The sequence below is a fragment of the Microtetraspora glauca genome, assembly GCF_040656155.1.
GTDB lineage: Bacteria > Actinomycetota > Actinomycetes > Streptosporangiales > Streptosporangiaceae > Microtetraspora > Microtetraspora glauca.
Genome location: NZ_JBFALK010000007.1, coordinates 59,316 through 81,529 on the forward strand (window position 1 = coordinate 59,316; position 22,214 = coordinate 81,529).

At 70.2% G+C, this 22,214-nt stretch carries 20 protein-coding genes and 1 pseudogene; 7 read left to right on the top strand and 14 right to left on the bottom strand.

Annotation, left to right across the window (positions count from 1 at the left end; all coding sequences use genetic code 11):
• Positions 1–595: 595 nt before the first annotated feature.
• Entirely contained in the window at positions 596–871 is a 276-nt protein-coding gene (locus AB0I59_RS14820) for a DUF3040 domain-containing protein (protein ID WP_061258585.1), read from the top strand.
• A gap of 119 nt (positions 872–990) precedes the next feature.
• Here the strand turns inward: AB0I59_RS14820 and AB0I59_RS14825 are convergent, their stop codons facing one another.
• The 6 genes from AB0I59_RS14825 to AB0I59_RS14850 all read right to left on the bottom strand — a co-directional run bounded on the left by AB0I59_RS14825 (position 991) and on the right by AB0I59_RS14850 (position 8,277).
• Positions 991–2,739, bottom strand: coding sequence for a serine/threonine protein kinase (locus AB0I59_RS14825; protein WP_358132931.1), 1,749 nt, complete (start codon positions 2,737–2,739; stop codon positions 991–993).
• Between the two features lie 133 nt (positions 2,740–2,872).
• The gene (locus AB0I59_RS14830) at positions 2,873–4,483 is read right to left on the bottom strand and encodes a penicillin-binding transpeptidase domain-containing protein (protein WP_358132933.1); all 1,611 of its coding nucleotides are present in this window, start codon (positions 4,481–4,483) and stop codon (positions 2,873–2,875) included.
• A 66-nt stretch (positions 4,484–4,549) separates the two neighbouring features.
• Positions 4,550–5,200 carry a lysophospholipid acyltransferase family protein gene (locus AB0I59_RS14835; RefSeq protein WP_061258659.1) on the bottom strand — a complete coding sequence of 217 codons (651 nt, stop codon included), beginning with the start codon at positions 5,198–5,200 and terminating at the stop codon, positions 4,550–4,552.
• A gap of 480 nt (positions 5,201–5,680) precedes the next feature.
• Positions 5,681–6,430, bottom strand: a complete 750-nt coding sequence (locus tag AB0I59_RS14840; RefSeq protein ID WP_358132935.1) for a patatin-like phospholipase family protein — start codon at positions 6,428–6,430, stop codon at positions 5,681–5,683.
• A gap of 88 nt (positions 6,431–6,518) precedes the next feature.
• On the bottom strand, positions 6,519–7,100 hold the full coding sequence (locus AB0I59_RS14845; protein ID WP_358132937.1) for a hypothetical protein: 582 nt from the start codon (positions 7,098–7,100) through the stop codon (positions 6,519–6,521).
• Between the two features lie 358 nt (positions 7,101–7,458).
• A complete protein-coding gene (locus AB0I59_RS14850; protein ID WP_358132940.1) occupies positions 7,459–8,277 on the bottom strand; it encodes an NAD-dependent epimerase/dehydratase family protein in 819 nt (272 codons plus the stop codon).
• A 301-nt stretch (positions 8,278–8,578) separates the two neighbouring features.
• On the opposite strand from AB0I59_RS14850, the gene AB0I59_RS14855 reads away from it, so the two are divergent.
• Complete coding sequence (locus AB0I59_RS14855; RefSeq protein ID WP_358132943.1) at positions 8,579–9,103, top strand: GNAT family N-acetyltransferase; 525 nt, start codon at positions 8,579–8,581, stop codon at positions 9,101–9,103.
• A gap of 60 nt (positions 9,104–9,163) precedes the next feature.
• On the opposite strand, the gene AB0I59_RS14860 is transcribed toward AB0I59_RS14855, so the two are convergent.
• Positions 9,164–10,123: a tyrosine-type recombinase/integrase gene (locus tag AB0I59_RS14860; RefSeq protein ID WP_358132946.1), complete on the bottom strand. Its 960-nt coding sequence runs from the start codon at positions 10,121–10,123 to the stop codon at positions 9,164–9,166.
• Between the two features lie 402 nt (positions 10,124–10,525).
• On the opposite strand from AB0I59_RS14860, the gene AB0I59_RS14865 reads away from it, so the two are divergent.
• Positions 10,526–11,278: an aminotransferase class IV gene (locus tag AB0I59_RS14865; RefSeq protein WP_358132949.1), complete on the top strand. Its 753-nt coding sequence runs from the start codon at positions 10,526–10,528 to the stop codon at positions 11,276–11,278.
• Positions 11,279–11,323: 45 nt separating this feature from the next.
• On the opposite strand, the gene AB0I59_RS14870 is transcribed toward AB0I59_RS14865, so the two are convergent.
• Positions 11,324–12,505, bottom strand: a complete 1,182-nt coding sequence (locus tag AB0I59_RS14870) for a thiolase family protein (protein WP_061258576.1) — start codon at positions 12,503–12,505, stop codon at positions 11,324–11,326.
• 106 nt (positions 12,506–12,611) lie between these two features.
• On the opposite strand from AB0I59_RS14870, the gene AB0I59_RS14875 reads away from it, so the two are divergent.
• Positions 12,612–13,052 (top strand): winged helix-turn-helix transcriptional regulator, encoded by a 441-nt coding sequence (locus tag AB0I59_RS14875; RefSeq protein WP_061258575.1) that lies wholly within the window; start codon positions 12,612–12,614, stop codon positions 13,050–13,052.
• Here the strand turns inward: AB0I59_RS14875 and AB0I59_RS14880 are convergent.
• From AB0I59_RS14880 to AB0I59_RS14890, 3 genes are all read right to left on the bottom strand, one after another.
• Positions 13,049–14,884, bottom strand: a complete 1,836-nt coding sequence (locus AB0I59_RS14880; protein ID WP_358132953.1) for a SpoIIE family protein phosphatase — start codon at positions 14,882–14,884, stop codon at positions 13,049–13,051. The genes AB0I59_RS14875 and AB0I59_RS14880 overlap by 4 nt on opposite strands.
• 138 nt (positions 14,885–15,022) lie before the next feature.
• Positions 15,023–15,847 (bottom strand): ABC transporter permease, encoded by an 825-nt coding sequence (locus AB0I59_RS14885; protein ID WP_358132956.1) that lies wholly within the window; start codon positions 15,845–15,847, stop codon positions 15,023–15,025.
• Positions 15,844–16,842 (bottom strand): ATP-binding cassette domain-containing protein, encoded by a 999-nt coding sequence (locus tag AB0I59_RS14890; protein ID WP_358132959.1) that lies wholly within the window; start codon positions 16,840–16,842, stop codon positions 15,844–15,846. The genes AB0I59_RS14885 and AB0I59_RS14890 overlap by 4 nt, the downstream gene beginning before the upstream one ends.
• Before the next feature lie 76 nt (positions 16,843–16,918).
• Here AB0I59_RS14890 and AB0I59_RS14895 point away from each other — a divergent pair, with 76 nt between their 5' ends.
• Positions 16,919–17,707, top strand: coding sequence for a TetR/AcrR family transcriptional regulator (locus tag AB0I59_RS14895; RefSeq protein WP_358132962.1), 789 nt, complete (start codon positions 16,919–16,921; stop codon positions 17,705–17,707).
• A gap of 236 nt (positions 17,708–17,943) precedes the next feature.
• Here the strand turns inward: AB0I59_RS14895 and AB0I59_RS14900 are convergent, their stop codons facing one another.
• Positions 17,944–19,173, bottom strand: a complete 1,230-nt coding sequence (locus AB0I59_RS14900) for an FAD-dependent oxidoreductase (protein WP_358132965.1) — start codon at positions 19,171–19,173, stop codon at positions 17,944–17,946.
• Between the two features lie 83 nt (positions 19,174–19,256).
• Here AB0I59_RS14900 and AB0I59_RS14905 point away from each other — a divergent pair, with 83 nt between their 5' ends.
• A complete protein-coding gene (locus AB0I59_RS14905; RefSeq protein WP_061258570.1) occupies positions 19,257–19,745 on the top strand; it encodes a MarR family winged helix-turn-helix transcriptional regulator in 489 nt (162 codons plus the stop codon).
• Between the two features lie 104 nt (positions 19,746–19,849).
• Here AB0I59_RS14905 and AB0I59_RS14910 read toward each other — a convergent pair whose 3' ends face one another.
• Positions 19,850–20,464 carry a TetR/AcrR family transcriptional regulator gene (locus AB0I59_RS14910; protein WP_082777269.1) on the bottom strand — a complete coding sequence of 205 codons (615 nt, stop codon included), beginning with the start codon at positions 20,462–20,464 and terminating at the stop codon, positions 19,850–19,852.
• Positions 20,465–20,684: 220 nt separating this feature from the next.
• Between AB0I59_RS14910 and AB0I59_RS14915 the strand changes: the two genes are divergently transcribed.
• A complete protein-coding gene (locus tag AB0I59_RS14915) occupies positions 20,685–21,068 on the top strand; it encodes a nitroreductase family deazaflavin-dependent oxidoreductase (RefSeq protein WP_358132969.1) in 384 nt (127 codons plus the stop codon).
• Here AB0I59_RS14915 and AB0I59_RS42085 read toward each other — a convergent pair.
• Positions 20,995–22,193: pseudogene (locus AB0I59_RS42085) on the bottom strand (threonine synthase). The gene AB0I59_RS14915 and the pseudogene AB0I59_RS42085 overlap by 74 nt on opposite strands.
• Positions 22,194–22,214: the final 21 nt, after the last annotated feature.

Consider the following 22,214-nt stretch of genomic DNA (forward strand, 5'->3'; position numbering starts at 1 on the left):
GTGTATTCTCCGCACCAGCGTCCCCCCCGCGGGGCGCCGGGCGGGGCCGGGCGTACACACCCGGCGCCCCGCGGGCCCCCCCGCGCCGCCGACGGTGTGTCTCGGAGGACATCGTCGAGAGTCGGGGTGACCCGTCCCCATCCGAGAACCAGGGGACGTCGCCCCGGCGGCATCGAGCAGCCTCCACTCTGGCGGCGGAACGAGGACGGGCCGTGCGCGGCGTGGGCCTTCGACGGGTCCTTGCCGCGCCCGTTGGCGTTGCGCTCGACCTGAGCGGGCCTCTTGCGTTCCAGGGTCTCGTGGATCCCGGATCGAGATCGGCGGAGCTGCGAAGGGGGCCTTCTTCGCGCCCGTACGCAAGAGGCATGTGGGGAACATGAGTGCACCAACAGGACTTCGCACAACCAACGGTGACCATAGAGAGGCAACGGAACACTTCGGTTCTGACCTCGGCGACCTTATACAGCCAACGACAACAGTCGGCTGCGAGCGGCCCGCTAAACAGATCTTAAATACCCGCCCAGGAAACGGCTAACGATCTTCATCGTTGGGCAGAACGTCGGCACACACCTTGCGTTCCGGGGAGGTGCGCCATATGGCCTGGTCGCAGGACGAAGAGCGGATGCTGGCGTTGATCGAACAGCACCTCACCGATGAGGATCCGCGGCTCGCCGCTCGTCTCGAATCGTTCAACGAGCGTGTCGAGCGTCGTCGGCGGGGAAGACGACGCGATGATCGCGAGCGGCGGCGGAGCATGCCGCAGCGCTCCACGATCATCATCATCGTCAGCTGGTTGCTGATCGCCACCTTGATCACGACGTTGCTGATCATGGCACTGCACAATGACGCCGCCGCCGCGTTCCCCGCTTGAGCCGCCCCAGGCCCCCTGACGTCCCGAACCCTCCGGACGTCCCGAAGCCCTCGTAAGCCCCCAGCCCGCCGAGAAGGCGGGAGAGGCGGGGGAGGCGGGGGAGGAAGACCGGCGGAGGCTCAGCGTGACGTTCCCGGCGCACCCCGCATGGTGAAGTTGTCGAAGCCCATCTTGAGTGTCGCCGCGCTCTTCTCGCCGACCCGCCCGATGATGCCGACCTGGCCGCCCGGCAACGCCCTGCCGTCCACCACGGACCCGGCCTCGGAGCCGTTGACCCACATGGTCAGCTCCACGCCCTCCTCCGTCGCCTTGCACCGGGCCTGCACGCTGGTCGGCTCGCCCTGCTCGGACGGATCGGTCTGGACCGGAGAGGTCAGGTCGCCGCCCGCGTCGTCCACGACCTTCCGGATCCTGGCGCGCCCGGCGGTGTCGAGGAGGAACTCATAGCGCGTGACCTTGCTTCCCTCGGGCTTCTGCCGGCAGAACAGGCCGTACTCTCCGGCACCCTTCACCTCCCTGACGGTGGCGTCCACGCCCAGCAGGTAGTCGTCCGGAACGGTCGGCGTCGGTGTCGCGCCCGGTGTGGGGCTCTGCGGCTCCGTGGTGAACGGGATCGGGGCGTCCTCCCACAGATCGTTCTTGTCGTCGCCGTAGGCGTCCATGGCGTAGAAGCCGCCGGGCGCGTATCCCTGCCGGTGGTACTCCTCACCGGTGTAGTCGTTGCCCCAGTCGGTGCCGCTGCGGTTGAAGTCGTCCTGGTACAGCAGCGCGAGATCGGTGGGTGGCCCTCCGGGCGACAGCGCGGCGTAGAGTCCGATCCCGCCCGCGACGACGAGCGCGGCGGCGGCCGCACCGATCACCAGCCGGACACGGCGCGCGACGGAGGCGGGGGAAGCGGGGGAGGAGGGATGGGTGGCATCCGCCACCGGACCCCGCTCCATCGGCGGTGTCGCCTGCAGCGTCTGCCGGAGAGTGGCCTGAGGAGTCCCCTGCGCCGCGGCGGCGGGGCCACCGGTCTGCTGCCAGGTCGCCTGCACTGAGTGCGCGGCCTGCTCGGGGCCGGCGGCACGGCCGACCATGTGGTCCAGGAGCTGCTGCGAGGTCGGCCGGCGCCCGGGATCCTTGGACAGCGCGTAGCCGACCAGGTCACGCAGCGCCGGGTCCAGCCCGGTGAGGTCGGGCTCGTTGTTGAGCACCTGGTAGAGCACCGCGTGAAGCGTCTCGCCGTGGAACGGCGGGCGGCCGGTGGCGGCGAAGGCGACCAGGCAGCCCCACGAGAACACGTCACAGGCGGGTGAGACGGGCTCGCCGCGCAGCACCTCGGGCGCCATGTAGCGGGGCGTCCCGATGAGCTCGCCCGTGCCGGTGATCCCGCCAAGTGTGTCGCGGGCCCTGGCGATACCGAAGTCGATCACTCGGGGACCGACGGGGGAGAGCAGCACGTTGGACGGTTTCAGGTCACGGTGGATCACGCCCGCGCCGTGGATGGCGGTGAGCGCGGTCGCGACCCCGACCGCGAGGGCGTCCAGGCTGGAGCCGCGCAACGGGCCCGAGGACTGTACGGCGTGCTCCAGGTTGGGGCCGGGGACGAACTCGGTGACGACGTAGAGCTGGTCACCGTCGAGCGCGGCCTCGATCACGGCGGCGGTGCAGAACCGCCTGACCCGGGACGCCGCGTCGGCCTCACGGCGGAAGCGCATCCTGAACTGCTCGTGCCGGCTGAACTCGGGGTTGATCACCTTGACGGCGACCCGTTGCCCGTCTGGGGACTCGCCCAGGTAGACCGTGCCCATGCCGCCCACGCCCAGGCGGCCGAGCAGGCGATATCCGCCGATCTGAAGGGGATCTCCCGGAGTGAGGTCGTTCACCGCGCCATCCAACCGCCGTACGTAATGTTCCACACATTCAGCGGCAAAGCCTACAGAGATCTTCTCGCGGACCAGCACGTGCGGCGAAAGCGCCCGGGAAGCGCCCGGGAGCGCCCGCGGATGTCGCGGGTTGTCAGAGTCCCCTGAGGAACGCGGCGGCGACCGGTGCGGCGACCTTGCCTCCACCGCCCCCGCCCTCGACGACGACCGCGAAGGCGACGTCGCCGCGGTAGCCGATGAACCACGCGTGGGATTCCAGCTTCTCGCCGGTGCCGAACTCCGCGGTGCCCGTCTTGCCGGCCGTACCGGACGGGAGGCCGGCGGAGTGTGCGGTGCCCTTGCTGACGACGGCCCGCATCATCACGCGGAGCTGCTCGGCGACGCCGTCCGGCAGGTCCTTGGGCGAGGTCTTCTGCTTGATGGAGGGCACCAGTGTCGGCGGCCGCCAGGCACCGTCCGCGACCGCGGCCGCGACCGTGGCCATGACCAGCGGGCTCGCGGTGATCCGGGCCTGGCCGAAGGACTCCGCGCCCAGTTCGGCGTCGCTGGTCGCCTTGGGCATGCTCGCCTTGGTCGCGGGGACGCCGATATTGAGCGTCTGGTTGAAGCCGAGGTCGGAGGCGATGTCGTACAGCTTCTGCGCGCTGAGCTTGGTGGCGGTCAGCGGCGCGAAGGTCGTGTTGCACGAGTGGGCGTAGGAGTCGAGGAACGACAGCGCCCCGAACGCCTCGTGGTCGGAGTTGCGGATCTGCAGCCCGCCGACCGACACCGTCTTGGGGCAGGTGACCTGCGACGACGGTGTCAGGCCCGTCGCGAGCAGACCGGCGGCCGTGATGGTCTTGAACGTGGATCCGGGGGGATAGCGGCCGTCCAGCGCGCGGTTGAAGCCGCCCTTGTTGTTGACGACCGCGAGGACCTCGCCGCTGGACGGGCGCACGGCGACCAGCGACGTGGGCTTCTCGATGTCGCGTACGGCGTCCGCGGCGGCGCGCTGGACGTTCAGGTCCAGGCTGGTCCTGACGTCGCGTCCCGTCGATCCCTTCATGGTGGCCAGGGGCTTCTTCCCGGCGAGGATCTCGGTGGTGGGCGTGCCGGCCAGCGACTTCTGGAAGGTCTCCTGGAGGCCGCCGCGGCCGATCGCGTCGCCCGTCTTGTACGCCGAGCCCAGGGCCTTGACGTCTTTGGCCGTCGCCTTGTCGAGGTACCCGACGAGCTGCTGAACCGAGCCGCCCATGTCGCCGCCGTCGATGCGGTCGCCGTTCACGTCCATGACGGCGCCGCGCCGCGGCCAGGTCGTCTTGAGGGACAGGTGGACGGTGCCGTCGAGCGCGGGATGGACGGCGCGCGGCGCCCAGGAGACCTTCCAGTAGTGGTCCTTGACCGCGAGGTCGATCGTGCCGTCGTAGGTCCACTCGCCGACGTCCTTGAGCGTCGCGGTCGCGGTGTAGGCCGCGGTGGCGCGGTCGTCTCCCGCCGGGGTCACCGCGCCGAGGGTGACGGCGACCGCGGTCGCGCCGAGGTTCTTGGTGAGTTCGGCGTAGGCGGCCTCGAAGCCCGCCGCCTGCGTGGCCAACTCGGCCTTCATCGCGGTCAGATCGCCGCGCGTCCACGCCGAGGTGAAGCGTTGCGCGGTCTCCTGCGGGGTGCCCCTCGTGTGGAGGACGTAGTAGGCGCCTCCCGCGGCGGCGCCGGCCACCAGGACGGTGGCGGCGGTCGTGATCGCGATCGTACGTCCTCGGGGCACGCGTTGCCTCCCAGCCTCGAAACCGGCACAGAGCCTATCGCGGTCAAATCGCCATACAAACCGCGGTCAGGACGCGTTCTTGACGCTCGCGGCGTACTTGTTCACGTATTCCTGGCCGGACAGGTCGCGGATCGCCTCCATGATCTGGTCGGTCACCTGCCGGCGGTCGCGCGCGCTGCCCGGGTCGCCGGTGTAGACGGTCGGCGCGCCGATCCGGATCCCGATGCGGGTGATCCGCGGCACGGACGCTCCCGGGGGCAGCACGCGGTCGACGCCTTCCATGGCGACCGGGACGACCGGGGTGCCCGTGGTCAGCGCGAGCCAGGCCACGCCGATCTTGCCCTTGTACAGGCGCCCGTCGGGGGAGCGGGTGCCCTCGGGGTAGATGCCGAAGAGCTCACCCGCCTTCAGCACGCCCGCGGCGGCGTCGAGCATGGCCTGGGCGGCTCCCGCGCTCTCCCGGTCGATCGCCAGGTTTCCCGTGCTGCGCATGAACATGGCCGTCACCGGGTTGCCCGTGAAGTATTCGTTCTTGGCGACGAACGTGACCTTCCGCGGCAGCAGCGCCGGGAGGAAGAAGGAGTCGAGGATGGAAAGGTGGTTGGACGCCAGGATCGCGGGCCCGGTCTCCGGTACGTGCTCCCTGCCCTGGACCACCGGCCGCCACAGGAGCCGCACGGTGGGCGCAGTGACGATCTTGGCGATGCGGTAGAGCACGGGCACTCCTCAGGATCTCCGCCGGTCCGGCCTCACACCGGCGGCGACGCGATCAACCTTAAGCCAGGGCGGGGTGCGACCACCGTGCGCGCCGCGTCCCAAGGTTTCGTACGACTTGGCCTGATCTTCGGCCAGTAGCCGAAACCCCCGCGAGAGCTGGTCTCGCGGGGGTCTGACACGTTAAGGCCGATGTGGTGGTCGCCTCCTCGGCGAGAGGCACAACACGGCTCCAGCCGAACGGTATTCCGTGAAGGCGGTAATTGCGGCCCGGGGGACACATCCACATCGGCACTACCAAGCCTAACGGACGCCCGGCGGTGGTCATTCCGGTTCCCCGGATCTCGGCGCGTCAGAGCCCATTGTTATATCCAGAAATATCCCTTTTGTGCCAATTTATTGTGACGATTGGGCGGCGTTGGGAGGGCTCGTGTATCTCGTTGGCCCCGCCCTCGGCGCACCACCCCGGAGATCGGGCGGCGCTCAGTCCGTGTCTGATCCGGTCTTCCACGCGAGACGGAGCTGCTCTGCGGCATCGGTGGCTTGGCGAAGGCCCGCCTGGTAGGCCGGTTCCCAGGCCGTCCGGTCGTTCAGGTCCGAGCCGAACGCGCGTATTGATTCCGGATCGGGCTCGATGGTCACCACTGTGTGCGCCCCGGCGACCGCCAGCTCCTGGTGGAGCAACTCGCGGGGAAACAGGTGCGCCTGCGGGTCGATCACGACGAGCGTGCGGGCTCCGGCCGCGAGTCCGGCGTTGGTCGCCGACCGCAGGGAGCCGTCCATGCGTCGGCGGCCGTTGATGGTGATCGGTGGGTGGATGCCCGGGAAGGCGGTGCTCGCCGCCACGGCGGAGGGCAACGGTGCGCCACTGGCACGGTCGAAGACCTCCTGCTCGCCGGTCTCGGCGTCCAGCGCGGTGATGAACAACTGCCGGTCCGGCCATTGCTCTGCGCCGGCCATGGCGCGCATCCGGGCGATATGTGCGTGCTCGGGGCCGGTCTCGGCGGCGAGCGCGAGCTGGCCCACTCGGCGCCGCGCCTCGTCCGGGTTCGAGGCGGCGCTGCCGAGCAGCGCGAACGCCTCGCCCAGCCGGCGCCCGTCCACCAACCTGGAGCGGTCGTTCGCGCTGCCGCGGGACGATGTCGCAGACCTGAAGGCCGGGCAGATCGAGATCCGTAAACTGCTCTCCCGGATCGTGGCCAGGCTCGACGACGTCGCCCGGTAGTCCGACACGAGAGAGGGCCGCCCCTGCGCGGGGACGGCCCTCAGCTCTGGAAGAGGGAACACCTGTGTGACGCCCCGCCGACGGGGCGGGGTTACGTCACTGGGCGAGCGAGTTCGTCTGAACTCGGCACACGCCGTACGGCCCGGTCGACGTGGCCTCGCGGACCACCTTCCCATCCACCTTGATCCGGCACGTCACCGTGCCCTCGCCTTCGGCGTTCTGCACCCACAGAGATATCCCTCCGGGCACCTCGGACGCCTGCACGGTCTTCGAGTACGGCAGCGGCACTCCCGCTTCCTGCTTCAGGTCGAACCCCACCGTGGAGGTGACGTTGCTGGCGGTTTTCGCTCCGCCGTCTCCGGTCGCTTCCAGGACCACCTCGTGCGCCGGCCCGGTGCCCTCGACCGGCATCGATGGGAACGACGGGAACGGCGTGAACTGGTCGAGCGCCTTCTGTACTTCGTCGGCGCTTTTGTTGGCCACGGTGATGACGAGTGCCGTACATCCGCCGATGGCCAGCAGGAGGACGGCGCCGATGATGACCAGGATGAGGGCGACGTTGGTCTTCTTGGGCGGGGTGGGTGGCGGGTAGCCGTAGCCGGGAGGAGGGCCGTAGTTGGGCGGCTGGCCTCCGGGCGGGCCCTGCTGATATGCCATCGTGACTCCGGGGTTGATCATCTCGGTTGTCCTTGGGGACGGATGATTCTCCCGGCGGGGTTACCTGGCCAGAGCCGCGGTGATCGGATCGTTAGCCCGGTCGGGGTTACGGCCATTTCCGGTCAGTATGAGGGACCGAAAATTTCGCGGGCTGAGCTGCGGAAACGCGCTCACCGAAGGCTTGCCGTCGTCCGTCAGGCTAAGGAGTAACCGGCATTACCAATGCCTGACGGACGCCCGGCGGTGGTCATTCCGGTTCCCCGGATCTCGGCGCGTCAGAGCCCAATTGCTATATCGAGAAATATCCCTTTTGTGCCGGTTTATTGTGACGATTGGGCGGTGGGGGCGCGCGCCGCCTGAGAGCGAGAGAGATACGCCGTCAGTGGACGAACTCGAACCCGGCGGCCCGCAGCCTCGCGGAGGTCACCGGTATGGTCGGCGTCTTGATCTCCCCCCGATAGCTCAGCTCGGGCCAGCCCTCGGCCGCGCAGATCTCGCCGAACGCCGAGGCGTTGGTGGGGGGCAGGATCGCGTCGGGGACGGCGTTGAAGATCCCGGTGAGGCCCTCGGACACGACGAAGTCGAGTGCGGCCGCCGCGTCCCGGTAGTCGATTCTGTACAGCAGGGCGTCGGCCGAGAAGGGGACGCTGCCGCCGAGTGCCTCGTGGGCGAACTTCACCCGGGTCGGATAGTCCATGTCGCGCGAGTGTCCGTACACGTCGGGAATGCGGACCACCGCCCCTCGCGGTGTCGCCAGGACGGCCTCCTCCGCGGCGACGAAACTACGCGGCGAGGCGTCCGGGTCATCGGTGGTCGGGGTGGATTCGTCCACCAGGGATCCGGTGCCGGCTCCGTATACGGAGACGGAACTCGTGAAGACGACCCGGGGATGCGCCGCGACGGCGGTCCGCGCGCTGGCGGTGAGAGTGTCCGCGTACTCGGCGACCCGCTGCCGGGCATCGAAGGATCGGGTGATGCGGGGGCTCATCGTCAGCACGACGGCGTCCGCGTCGCTCGTCGCCTGTTCCACGGCCGCCCGGTCGCTGCCGCGCAGCACCACGACGGTGGAGCAGGCCTGCTGGATCTCCCCGATGCGCCTGGCCGAGGTGGTGGTCCCGGTCACCCGGTGACCGGCGGCGGTCCAGCGGCGTGCGAGTTCCATGCCCACGTTGCCGCAGCCGATGATTACATAGTGCACTTGCGCGACCCTCCTTGGGAAACGGTGTTTCACTTTGACCCGTCCGGACGCCCCTTGCCAAGGCCCGGATGGCCGGATCCCGGATGCCGGACCTACGCGTCGGGTCGCGCCGGAGAGACGGTCCGACCGCCTGATCCCGGGCCCGGCGATGTCCCCAGCGATGTCCTGGTCCCCCGACCAGGTGTTCCCCCGATGCGGGAGGCGTGCGAACGGACAGTCGCCCGATATGTGCGGTCAGCACCGCGGTAGGGGCCGGCAGGGCCAGGGGCCCCGGTACCACATCTGCCGGTACCGTGAACGGATGATCGAGACCGAGCGGCTGGTGCTGCGGCGCTGGCAGGAGAAAGACCGCGAGCCGTTCGCGGCGCTGAACGCCGACCCCGAGGTGATGGAGTACTTCCCGGCCACGCTGACGCGGGAGAGGAGCGACGCCCTCGCCGACCGCGTCGCGGCCGAGTTCGACGATTGCGGTTTCGGACTGTGGGCCGTCGAGCTGTCCGGGACGTTCATCGGGTTCACCGGGCTCTCGGTTCCGCGGTTCACCGCGCATTTCACGCCCTGCGTCGAGATCGGCTGGCGGCTGGCCCGGTCCGCGTGGGGTCACGGCTACGCGACCGAGGCGGCTCGGGCCGCGCTGCGGCACGGCTTCGGCGAGCTCGGGCTGAAGGAGATCGTCTCGTTCACGGCGAAGCAGAACATGCGCTCCCAGCGGGTCATGGAGCGCATCGGCATGACCCGTGACCCCGAAGGCGACTTCGATCACCCGGCGCTGGCCGAGGACAGCCCGCTGCGCCGCCACGTCCTCTACCGCGTCGGCCCAGCTTGATCTTCAACCACTAAGGAGTGTTTCGGACCCTCGGCACGGCGGAGATCCACGAAAGACGATTCAGCGCAGTGGTTTGGCCGGGGGCATCTCCAGGCGGTCCACGGCCTCCCTGCGGCGCCGCTCGGGACGCCGGTCGTACCGTGCGGTGGTCGCGGGGGAGGCGTGGCCGACCAGGGCCTGCGTGGTGGCGAGGTCGACGCCCGCGTCGAGCAGCTCGCCGATGAAGGTCCGCCGGAAGTCGTGCGGTGTCCTCTTGGCGGCACCCGCGTCGGAGAGGCGGCGGGCCACGATGTCGGAGACCGCCTGCCCGCTCATGTGGGTGCGGCGCAGCCGGCCGGCCTTGTTGATCGCGCAGAACAGCGGCCCGGCGTCCCGTCCGCGCGCCGAGAGCCACAACTCCAGCCGCGCGACCGCGGGAGCGGTCAGATAGACGAGCCGCTCCTTGTCGCCCTTACCGCGTACGCGAAGCGATCGGGACGCGGAGTCGAAGTCGGCCAGGGCGAGCCCGGCCAGCTCCGCCCGTCGGCAGCCGGTGGAGTACAGCACGGCGAGCATGGCGCCGTCCCGCAGGCCGGTGGGGGAGTCGTCGTCGTCACAGGCCGCGAGTGCGGCTCCCAGCACCTCTGGCGGGACATGCTGCCCCGCGGGCACCCGGGTGTGCTTGTAGGCCGGCAGGTCGGCCGCCCGCTGGTAGTCCTCGCTGGTCATCAGGCCGAGCCGCCAGGCTTCCTTGAGCACCCGCCGCAGGGCGACCAGATGCTTGTTCACGTGCGAGGGGGACCACCCCTGCTCGCGCATCGCCGTACGGAGCCGGATGGTGTGCTCGTAGCGGAGGCGCTCCCACGGCTGCCCCGCCCCGGTGGCGTGGGGATCGCCGGTGATGAGGCGGGCGACACGGTCGAGGCAGCCGCGCATGGTCCGCTTCGACTCGGGGCTGGGGAGGGCGTCCAGGTAGGCGTGGTAAGGATCGGCCCGGGGCCTCGCGGGAGGAAGCGGTTCCGGCACGGCTGGGAAGTTCATCGCTCGCCGATCATATAATGAATCTACAATGTAAAGGCGCCGGGTCGTTCGAAAATCCTCTCAGGCCACCCGAAACCCCATCATCGGCGGCGCGATCGACGGATGACTCGCTGGACGACGGCGGGGATGTCGGCGCGCCGCTCTGCGCGCCCAGCCCGGCCTCGTCTCGCCGCGTCGAGGTTGTCGATCGAGGCTGTTCAGAGGGGCCGACCGGCTGCGGAGCCGGGCGTCGCCACGCGGATGGGGCGGCGACCGGCCGAGTCCCAGGCCGAGTCTCACCTGTCCGCCGTGTCCGTCGCCGCTGTACGAGCGTCCTGACGGCGATCCGCGCCCTCGGTACGGTGGGCATGCGGTCCGAGGATCGTTCCCGGCCGGAAGGGGCTGATCAACATCAAGCGCGTTGTGATCGACGGGCGGGTCGTGGGGGCGGATGTCACCCTCGCGATGTACGCGAGATACGGACATTTCACCGCCATGCAGGTCAGGGACCGGAGAGTGCGCGGGCTCGACCTGCACCTGGCCCGGCTGGAGGCGGCCAGCCGCGAGCTGTTCGATGTCGTGCCCGGCCCTGAGGAGGTACTCGGCTCGATCGCGGCGGTCCTGGGAGAGGACATCCGAGACGCCGGCGTCCGCGTGTACATCCTGTCGGAGGACGACGTCCCGCACGTGTTCGCCACGGCGGGGCCGCCGTACGAGATGGCCCGGACCCCGCAGAGTGTGCGGTCGGTCGTCTACCAGCGGTTTCTCCCGCATATCAAGCATGTCGGCGGTTTCCCGCAGCACTATCTCGGGCTTCGGGTGGAGGCCGAGGGGTTCGACGAGGCGCTGCTGACCACTGCGGACGGTGTGATCGCGGAAGGATCGATCACCAACGTGGGCTGTGTCGTCGGCGACACCGTGGTCTGGCCGCAGGCTCCGATGCTGCGCGGCATCACGATGCAGCTGCTGGAGCGGGCGCTGGAACACGAGGGGGGACGTCAGGAGCGCCGCGTGCTGAGGGTGGCGGATCTGCCCGGATATGACGCGGTCTTCCTCGCCAATTCGCGAGGTGTCGTCGCGGTCGGCCGGGTGGACGACGTGGAGCTGAAAGTGGACGAGCGGGCGATGAACCGAGTGCGTGATCTTTACGAGCGCCTCCCGTGGGATCCGCTCTGATCGTCCGGCTCGGCTCGTCGTGCTGGAGGTTCAGCGGAATCACGGTCACAGGGCCTCAAGGATGACGGCATTGGCCATGCCGCCGCCCTCGCACATGGTCTGCAACGCGTAGCGCGCGCCGTGGCGGGGCATCGCGTTGACCAGGGTGCTCATCAGGCGGGCGCCGCTGGCCCCGAGTGGGTGGCCCAGTGCGATGGCGCCGCCGTGGACGTTGACCTTCGCCGGATCGGCGCCGGTCTCCCGGATCCAGGCGAGGACGACGGCGGCGAACGCCTCGTTCACCTCGAACAGGTCGATGTCGTCCAGGTGTAGTCCCGCTCTGCGCAGGACCTTCTCGGTGGCGGGGATGATCCCGGTGAGCATCAGGAGCGGGTCGGATCCGATGACGGCGAAGCTGTGCAGCCGGGCCTTCGGCCGCAGCCCCAGCCTGGCGGCGTTCTCGCTCGTGGTGATCAGCACCGCCGAGGCGCCGTCGTTGACGGGACACGAGTTGCCCGCGGTGACCGACCAGTCGATCTGCGGGTACCGCTCCGCCATGGCGGGGTCGTAGTAGGCGGGCTTCAGTCCGGACAGCACCTCGGGTGTCGTGCCCGGCCGGATCGACTCGTCGTGACGGACCAGGTCGTCGGCGACGCGGATCGCCGCGATCTCGTCGGTGAACGCTCCGTCGGCGGTGGCCCGTGCGGCGCGCCGATGCGACTCCACCGCGTAGGCGTCCATCTCCTGTCGGCTCAGCGACCATTTCGCGGCGATCAGTTCGGCGCTGATTCCCTGCGGTACCAGCCCGTCCGCGTAGCGGGCGGCCACGCCAGGGCCGAAGGGGTCGGTGCCGGGTGGCACGTTGGACCACATAGGTACCCGGCTCATCGACTCGACGCCGCAGGCGATCACCGTGTCGTACGCGCCGGCGAGAACGCCTTGGGCGGCGAAGTGCACGGCCTGCTGGCCGCTGCCGCACTGGCGGTCCACCGTGGTCGCCGGGACGCTCTCCGGAAGCCCGGCTGACAGCGCCGCCCATCGCGTGGTGTTCTGTGCCTGCTCGCCTACCTGGTCCACGCAGCCGCCGATCACGTCGTCGATCGAGTCAGGGGCGATGCCTGTGCGCTCGACCACCGCGCGAATCGCGTGGGCGAGGAGGTCCACGGGGTGCACCTGGTGCAGCGCTCCGCCCGGTTTTCCCTTGCCGATCGGTGTCCGTGCGACCTCGACGATCACCGCGTCTCGCATGCTTGCCTCCATGCCGAGTGAGTTGGATAATCAAACGCACAATGTCACGGACTAAGTTGGAAATCAAGACCGACCCGACTGTCGCGAAGTCAAGGAGGTAGCCGCCATGCCGTCCCGTCCCCGGGAGTGTTCGATCGCCAACGCGCTCGCGGTCGTCGGCGAGCGATGGAGCATGCTCGCCATGCGTGAGATCTTGCTCGGGGTGCGGCGCTTCGACCAGATCGCCCGCAACACCGGTGCCAGCCGCGACATCCTCGCCGTCCGTCTGCGCAAGCTCGTCGACGTCGGCCTGCTGGAGCGGGAGCAGTACGAAGAGCATCCGCCGCGCTACGAGTACGTTCTCACCGAGGCCGGTCAGGCGCTCCATGCGGTACTGCTCACGCTGATGGCCTGGGGCGACCGCTATGTCACCGAAGGGGATCCGCCCACCGTCTGGGAGCACGAGTGCGGCGAGGTCCTGCGCCCGGTCACGGTCTGCGCGCACTGCCACGAGCCCGTACGTCCCGAGGGGATGTCGGTGCTGCGCATTGACCAGCCCCGGCCCTAGGTCGGCTGCTTACGGACCGGCGAGGCCGGCAGGCGGAGGGCGAGCAGGGCGATGTCGTCCTCGTTGTCGGCCGGGCGGGCCCGGGCGATGAGTTGGTCGCAGAAGGCCCCGAGCGGTCGGCGGGCGAGCGAGGCGGCGTGGCGGCCGAGGTGGGCCATTCCCCGGTCGATCGACTCGTTCGGCGACTCGATCAGGCCGTCCGTGTAGAGCACGAGCGTGGCCTTGGGCGGCAGCGGCGCCGTGGCGTCGGGTCGTTCTGTGGCCACGTCGGTGCCGAGCAGGAGGCCCTGCCCGTCCTCGAGGAAGGACACCTTGCCGTTCTCGGTCACCAGCAACGGCGGCGGATGGCCCGCGCTGGTCCAGTGCAGTCGCCACGGGCCGCCTTCCGGGCCTTCGACGCGGGCGAACACCAGCGTGGCCAAGGTGGCGGTGCTGATGTGCGGGAGTGCCCGGTCGAGGCGGTCGACCACCAGGCTGGGCGGACCCTGATACTCCCAGGCGTACGCGCGGAGCAGGTTGCGCAGCTGGGACATCTGGGCGGCGGCGGTGAGATCGTGGCCGATCACGTCGCCGATCACCAGGGCGCTGACGCCGTCGGGGAGGACGAACACGTCGTACCAGTCGCCGCCGACCTCGGAGGCGTGCGGCGCCGCGATGTAGCGGGCGGACATCTGCAGGTCGTCGACTTCCGGCATCGGGGGGAGCAGGTGGCGTTGCATGGTCTCGACCGACCGCCGTTCCCGCTCGTACAGCCGGGCGTTGTCGACGGCCAGACCGGCGCGGCGGCCGATGTCGTCGACGAGGGAGAGCTCGCCGGGGCCGAACTGCCTGTGCTGGGCGGCGCGGCCCACGGTCAGGGCTCCCAGCACCTGGCCTAGCCGTCCTCTCAACGGCGCGATGACCGCGGAGTGCATGCCGGTCGTCTGGAACAGGTCGCGTTGCACGGCGGCCATTCCGGAGTCGGGTAGTTCGTCGTACATATCCGGGATGACCAGTGTGGAGGGGGCTCCGAGCAGCACCTGGGAGAGGGGTTGCCGGGACTGTTCCGTCACCGGCGGCATCGGGCCTTCGAGTTCCTCCACGTTCACGATGGTGCCGTTCTCGTCGTGCACCACGGTCACGCGCCGCAGTTCTTCGTTGTCGTCGAGGAGGTCGACGACGGCCCAGTCCGCGAGGCGTGGGACCACGAGCCGGACGAGTCGGCGCAGTGCCTCCTCCATGTCGAGGGTGGAGGTGAGGGCCACGGTGGATTCGGCGACGAGGGCCAGGCGGTCGGTCAGGTCGATCAGTTCGGCGTTGTGCGACCTGTTCTCGTCCAGGCTCCGTTCGGAGAAGATCACCACCGTTCCGCTCCGGTCGTCGTCGATGGCGTACGGGGTGCTGACGCAGTAGGCCGGAAGGAGGGTGCCGTCGCCTCGGGCGAACCATTCGGTGTCGGCGTGCATGGTGGTGCCGGACAGTAGTGCCTGGAGCAGCCGGCATTCCGCGCGCTGCGCGACCGTGCCGTCGGCGGTCCGGTGCAGCAGGTCGTGGGCGTCGTGGCCGATGACGTCCGCGGCGGACCGGCGGAGCAGTTCCTCGCCGCGGGGGTTGAGGTAGACCACCCGCGCCCACCGGTTCAGCACGTACAGCCCGGCGTCGACGGTGGGCAGGAGCCGCTGGAGCAGTTCGTCGTGCTCGCTGGAGCGTTGGGGCGGCGGTGGGGCGCCGTCGGCCGGTCCGTCCGGTGGCCTTTCCATGGAGGAGGCGTCCATGGAGGAGGCGTCCACGGGGGCGCGCGTCGCCGATGGCGTGTGGTGTCGTGGTGCCCGCTCGTGCGCCGGGTCTGTCATGGGCGCGCCTCCTCTCTGCGGATCTCACCGTGCCGGTGTCGGGGGGTTCCTTCTCCCATCATCGACCTACGCTGCGGAAACGTGGAGGCGCCCCGGTGTCGGAGACCGGGGCGCCTGTGTGGACGGGGTGTGCGCGGGTCAGCGGTCCAGTCGCCGGTAACACCGTACGGACAGGGGGAAGAAGATCGCGATGAGCAGCGCGGGCCAGGCGACGGCTATCGGGAGGGCGTGCTGGGCGATCCAGGAGTCGCCCGTGCCGGGGTTGCCGAACAGCGCGCGGACGGCGGTCACGGTGGAGGAGAGCGGGTTCCACTCGGCGAGGGTGCCGAGCCAGGCCGGCATGGTGGCGGTCGGGACGAAGGCGTTGGACAGGAAGCCGACCGGCCAGACGAGGATCTGCACGGCCGCGAGGGACTCGGGGCCGCGTGCGAGCAGGCCGAGGTAGATGCCGATCCAGAGGAACGCGAGCCGGAGCAGGAGCAGGAGCGCGATGGCGAGCAGTGTGTCGCCGGCGTCGCCGTGTGACCGCCAGCCGACCGCCAGGCCGCATCCGATCATGACGGCGAGGCCGAGAGTGGAGTGCGTCATGTCGGCGGTGGCGCGGCCGGTGACGACGGCCGACGGTGCCATGGGCAGGGAGCGGAACCGGTCGGTGACGCCTCTGGCGGCGTCGGTGGCGACGGCGGCGAAGGTGGTCTCGATGCCGAAGAGCATGGTCATGGCGAACATGCCGGGCATGAGGAACTCGCGGTAGTCGCCTCCGCCGGGGACCGCGATGCCGCCGCCGAGCAGGTAGCCGAACATCAGCACCATCAGCACGGGGAACAGGAGGGCGACGGCGACGTCGCCGGGGCGGTGGCGCCAGTGGGTGAGGTCTCGCCGGGTGACGGTCCAGCCGTCGGCGAGGGCCCAGCGCAGCCGGGCCGCCGGGGTGCGGGGGATCGGGGGGACGGGGGTCGTCACGCGGCCTCCTCCGTGCCGTTGTGGGAGTGATGGTCGGGTCGGGGTGGATTCTGTGGTGTTCCTGCCGTGCCGGTGAGGTGCAGGAAGACCTCGTCCAGGGTGGGGCGGCGCACGGCGATGTCCTCGGCTGTGACGGCGGCCTCGTCCAGGGCGCGTACCACCTCGGTCAGGGCGGTGATCCGTTGGCGGACGGGCGCGCTGATCCGCCGGGTGTCGGGGTCGAGGTGTGGTTCCGCGGTGGACACCCGGGCGAGGGCGGCCGCGGCGGCGGGCATGTCGCGCGGGTCGCGCAGGGTCAGGTCGATCCGGTCGCCTCCGATCATGCCTTTGAGCTCGTCCGGCGTGCCGTTCGCGATGGTCCGGCCGGAGTCGATGACGGAGACGCGGCCGGCGAGTTGGTCGGCCTCCTCCAGGTACTGGGTGGTGAGCAGCACGGTGGTGCCGGTGGTGACGAGGGCGCGGACGGACTCCCATACCTCGGCTCGGGCGCGGGGGTCCAGGCCGGTGGTGGGTTCGTCGAGGAACAGCACGGCCGGCATCAGGATCATGCCGGCAGCGAGGTCGAGTCGTCGGCGCATGCCTCCCGAGTACTGGCCGACCGGTTTGTTTTCGGCGTCGGTGAGGGCGAACTGTTCCAGCAGGTCCGCGGCTCGGGCGCGGGCCTGGCGGGCGCCGAGGTGGTGGAGCCGGCCGAACATCTCCAGGTTCTGCCGGCCGTTGAGGATCTCGTCGAGTGCCGCGTTCTGGCCGACGAGCCCGATCCGGTGGCGTACCTCGGGGCCGCGGGTCGCGACGTCGAGTCCGGCGACCTCGGCGCGTCCGCTGTCGGCGCGCAGCAGCGTGGTGAGGATGCGCACGGCCGTGCTCTTGCCCGCGCCGTTGGGGCCGAGCAGGCCGTGGACCGTGCCTTCGGGGACGGTCAGGTCGAAGCCTGCGAGGGCCTCGGTGTCGCCGTACCGCTTGCGCAGTTCCTCGGCGACGACGGCGAAGGTCATGTGGCTCCTCCTCGGATCGTTTCCGTACGTTGTACCGTACAGCATACGGTACGCGGCGGAGTAGACTGCGCTGACCATGACGACGGAGTACACCAGCAGGGGAGATCCGGCCCGCAGCCTGGCGCTTCTGTGGCGGACAGGGGAGCGGTCCAGCCGCAAGGGCAAGCCGGACCTGAGCGTGGATCGCATCGTGCGGGCGGCGATCGAGGTGGCCGACGCCGAGGGACTGGCCGCGCTTTCCATGCGGAAGGTCGCCGAGCGGCTCGGGGTCGGCACGATGTCGCTCTACACCTACGTGCCGGGCAAGGCCGAGCTGGTCGACGTCATGCTCGACACCGTGTACGGCGAGTTGCCCAGGCCCGAGGACCTGCCCGCGGACGTGGCGGGGAGCTGGCGGGCGAGGCTGGAGCTCATCGCGCGTGACTACCGGGTGCTCTATCACCGGCACCCGTGGATGCTGCAGGTCGGGACCAGCCGCCCGCCGCTCGGGCCGAATGTGACGGCCGTCTACGACTACACGCTGCGCGCGGTGGACGGCATCGGTCTCGACGACACCGAGATGGACGCGGTGGTCACGCTCCTGACGGGGTTCGTCAACGGGGCGGTCCGGGGTGCGGTGGAGGCGGAGCAGGTCGAGCGGCTCACCGGCATGACCGACGAGCAGTGGTGGTGGGCGCACGCCCCGTTCCTGAGCAAGGTCCTCGATCCCGGGCGCTATCCGACCGCGGCGCGGGTGGGAGCGGCGGCGGGCGAGGCGCACAACGCGGCCTTCGATCCCGAGCACGCCTTCGCGTTCGGTCTGGCCCGGGTGCTGGACGGCGTCGAGGTGTTCGTCCGGTCGAGGTCCGCGTCCGGGCCGTCATAGTGGCGTGGCTCGGAACGTTCTACAGCTATCGGGGTGGGCGTCGGCGGGGTGCCAGTCGCTCCCTTTGTGTTGAGTGTCGGTTCAGTCGGGCAGGCGCCCCTTCTTATCGAGGGCCTGTCCTGCGGCTCGCGATGATCTCTGCGCCAACCCATCGCATATTTCGGCGGCACTCCTGCCCGCTCCACCGCGTACGGCACGCGGTGCGGCGCGTTCCGGAGCAGCTATTTCCGGAGCGGCTATGAGACGGGCGGAGTGAAGGTGCGGCGCGGCGGTGCGAAGGGCTGGGTCAGGGACGCCTCGACGGCGGCGAAGCCGTAGCGCAGCATCTCGGTCTCGTAGCCTCTGATCGTCTCGTCCAGTGGGGCGCCCGCGGCGGCCTCGGTGATCGCGCGGCGCAGCAGCGCCGCGTCCCGTAGCGCGACGTTCGCGCCCTCGCCCCGGCCGGGGGACATGGTGTGGATCGCGTCGCCGAGCAGCGTCACGTTCGTCGTCTCCCAGCGGGGCACGGGGCGGGCGGAGCGCAGGCGCACCGGGAACGTGGCGGGGACGTCGGCGTGCTCGACGATCCGGCGGGCCGAGGGGTGGAAGCCGCCGATCGTGTCCAGTGCGAGACGGTGCAGTGCGGACGCGTCCATGTCGCGGAAGTCCCCGCCACGGGAGCCGCCGTGATGGGAGCGGTCGTGAGGGGAGCCGCCGCCTGCGGGGGGCCATCCCTCGCCGCCCGAGACCGTCCAGGCGAAGTAGTCCGGGATGTCGGTGAGCCGGGCCTGCGGGGCGTGCGCGGCGGCCGCGGTCGAGGGGGAGAGGCGGGCGCGGCAGGTCGCCACCGACATGGCGGCGCCGCCGGGTGCCGTGACCCGGTTGAAGCTGTCGACCAGGACCTCGGGGACCGTGTCCAGCAGGTCCGGTGTGATGGGGGTCCTTCCGTAGACGAATCCGCCGATGCCGTCGATCACGGCGCCGGGGACGAGTGAGTGGCGGACCGCCGAGCCGGTCCCGTCCGCCCCGACGAGCAGGTCCGCGATGGCGGTGGTCCCGTCCGCGAAGTGCGCGCGGACCCGGCCGTCTCCGGTGTGGTCGTAGCTGACGAAGGTCCTGTCGAAGTGCCGGACGTCGTCCAGGCCGGTGAGCAGGATCTCCCGCAGGGTCAGCCGGTTGACGCCGAAGAAGACGTCGCCCGGCTGGGGCGGGATGGGTTTGGCGAACTTCGGGGTGAGCCGGTGGTCCGTGAACGCCATCCGGGTGGCCGGCCGGATGGCGGTGGCCACGCAGAGGTCGAACAGTGCGGCCGGGAGGCAGTCGCGCAGGGCGCCGCTGCCGGCCTCCTTCAGCGAGATGCGCCATCCCTGGTCGCGGATGTGCGGTGAGGCGTCGCGTTCGTACACGGCGACGCTCACGCCGGATCGCTTGAGTCCTTGGGCGAGGCAGAGTCCGCCGACTCCTCCGCCGATGATCACAACGTGCATGAAGTGGTCCTTTCCGCAGGCACTGGGCACCGTAGCATTTAGCTGTCGCGACAGTAAATGGCTGAACAGCTATTCTTTCCCGCATGGACGATCGATCATCCGGAGGCGTTCCCGTCGGGCTCGTGCTCGGCGGCGGCTCGCTCATCAACCAGGTCGGGCGTGACCTGCGTACGGCGGTGGAGGGCCTGCTCACCCCCTACGGCGTCACGTCCCAGCAGGCGGCGCTCCTGCTGCAGGCGGCGCGCGGGGAGACCAGCCCCAACCGGCTCGCGCCGCACCTGGGCACCGACACCGCCGGGATGACCAGGCTGCTCGACAGGCTGGAGGCCAAGGGCCTGATCCGGCGGCGGCGGCACGCGGACGACCGCCGCTCGATCGTCGTGGAGGTGACGGAGGAGGGGCGGGCGCTCGTGCCGAGGCTCGCGCCCGTCTTCGGGCGGGTCAGCGTCCAGCTCCTGTCGGGGTTCTCGGAGGAGGAGGTACGGCAGCTCGCCGGGATGTTGCGCCGCATGCTCGACAACCTGCACGCGGAACCGGAACCGGAACCGGAGTCGGGGAGCGCCGCCCGCTGACCCTGGCTCGCCCCGAAGGCCAGCGGGACGAGCCCGCCGGTCCCCGCTGCGCGCCTTTTTGAGGGGAGGGGCAAGGTGAGTCTCACGTGGCGGTGCCGGGGTCTCTACCTCCGGCGAGCTTCGAGCGCATCCAGAATCAGGTCCAGGCCGTAGCTGAACTCGCTCGTGTGGTCGTAGCCCGGTCGCAGGGCGTGGTCGACGATCATCTCGGTGAGGTACGGCAACTCGTTCGCCGGCAGGTGCTCGAGGATGCCGCCGGCCACTTCCTCGACATCGTCCGGCGTCGTCACCGGCAGGTTCGCCTCCTGGAGGACGAACCCGCCGATGTAGCTGTCGATGAGCGAGACGGCGTGCGCGGCCATCGGCAGCGTGAACCCCGCCTCCCGGAGGACACCGAGGACGGCGTCGTGGTGGCGTAGCGTCGCCGGCCCCGGGTCGCGACGGGAGTCCATGAGGCCGAGGGCCCAGCTGTGCTGCGATAGGACCGCACGCGCGGAGGAAGCGCGCGCGCGGATCGCGTCGCGCCAATCATCGCTCTCGGCACTGGGTAGCTCGATCGCCGCGAACACCATGTCGACCACGCCGTCGAGGATCGCGTCCTTGTTCGGTACGTGGTGGTAGAGCGACATCGCCTCGACGCCCAGTTCCTGCGCCACCCGTCGCATCGTGATCGCCTGTACGCCGCCGCGATCCGCGACCCGGATCGCGGCTTCCAGCACGAGACCTCTGCTGAGCGGTTGTGGTGGTGGTGACACGACGGCTCCATGGCGATTGACAACCTTACAATCGTAAGCCAACCTTACACACGTAAGCCGCCTTACTGGTGTAAGCCCACCCGGGTCGGCATCAGCTGGGGCGCGGTGAACGTCTGACCTGCGACGCGCCCCGCCGGGGCGGGAGAAGGAGATCCCGATGCCGATGCCGAGGTGGTGGGGGCACGTGAACAAACGGGTGTTCAACCCTCGCGCGATCGCGGGCGGGAGGTGGCCGGTGCTGATTCACGTCGGTCGCGTTTCTGGCGCGACGTACCGCACGCCGCTCGATGCGCATCCTGTCGACGGCGGCTACCTGTTCGTTCTGGTGTATGGATCACGCTCGGACTGGGTGCAGAACGTCCTGGCAGCCGACGGGGCGCGGCTCCGGGTCGACGGGAAGGAGGTAGAACTCGCCGCCCCACGCCTCGTCGGGGAAGACGAGGCGTTCCAGGCACTCTCCGATGCGGTCGCACGCCCACCGAAGCTGCTGCGCATCACCGAGTTCCTCCGTATGGACCTGATCGCAGCCGGAGGAGGGGCTCCGCGCTCTCCCATGAACCGTCGATGATCTCCACGGGCTCCCCGCCGACGCCGAGGTCCTTGAAGCCGCTGGAGGTGGCGACGCATACGACCGGTCCGTCGAAGGACGCGCCGAGCTTGTGGTGGGCGGCCAGACCGGCCGCGCTCGACAGCTCGTACCACAGGCCCGCCCGGCCCAGTGCCCGCTGGGCCGAGCGCAGCTCCTCGTCGGTGACCGGCACCGCCTCACCGCCGCTCTCCCGTACGGCGAGCACACCGCGATGTCCCCCCGCCTCGCAGGCGATGCCGTACGCGCGGGTCGGGCCCGTCTCCACGACCGCGGCCGGAACTCCGGCCGCGAGCGCGTGGCCGTGCGGTCCGCCCGCGGCCGGCTCGCACGCGTACATGCGGGGCGCCGAGTCCGCCAGTCCGAGCAGCCGCAGCTCGGTGAAGCCCTTCCAGACGCCGAACAGCAGCTCGGCGTAGCCGGTGGGGACGAACAGCGCGGCCGGCACCCGGCCCAACTGCAGGAAGAGCTCGTAGGCGATGGTCTTGTAGCCCTCGGCGCCGAAGGGATGGCCGGTGTGGGTGACGGTCACGTTGCTGAGCGGGTGGTAGCCGAGCCGTTCGACGATCTGGCGCATCAGCGGCCATCTGGCCTGGACGGGAACGGTGAGCACCCGCGCGCCGTAGACGACTGCACGGCGGGCGGCGACTCGGCGGAGGCCAGGACGATCGCGGGCAGCCCCGCCCGCGCGGCGTAGGCGGCGGCCGAGGCACCGTGGTTGCCGGAGGAGGCGACGACCACACCGGGCGCGCCGACCGCGAGCGCCGCGCTGACCGTGACCCGGTTCAGCCGGTCCTTGTGGCTCCAGGTCGGGTTGCGGGACTCGTCCTTGACGTACACGCCGTCCACCTCCAGCAGCGGCGTGCCACCCTCGCCCAGCGTGGGCGCGTGCAGCGGCGGCAGCAGGGGTGACCACCGGGCCAGGTCGGGGCCGGGCTCCTGCGTGAACAGCGCAGTGTCCACGGCGGCGTAGTCGTAGTCGACCTGGAGGGGGTAGGCCAGATCGGGCGTGCTGGTCGACGGGCAGCCGGTGGTGAGCGGTGGCCACAGCGGATAGCGGATCGCGGGGTCGCCGAGCGAGCGCTGGGAGGTGGCGAGCGAGGTCATGGCGTTCAACCCTAGTCACGC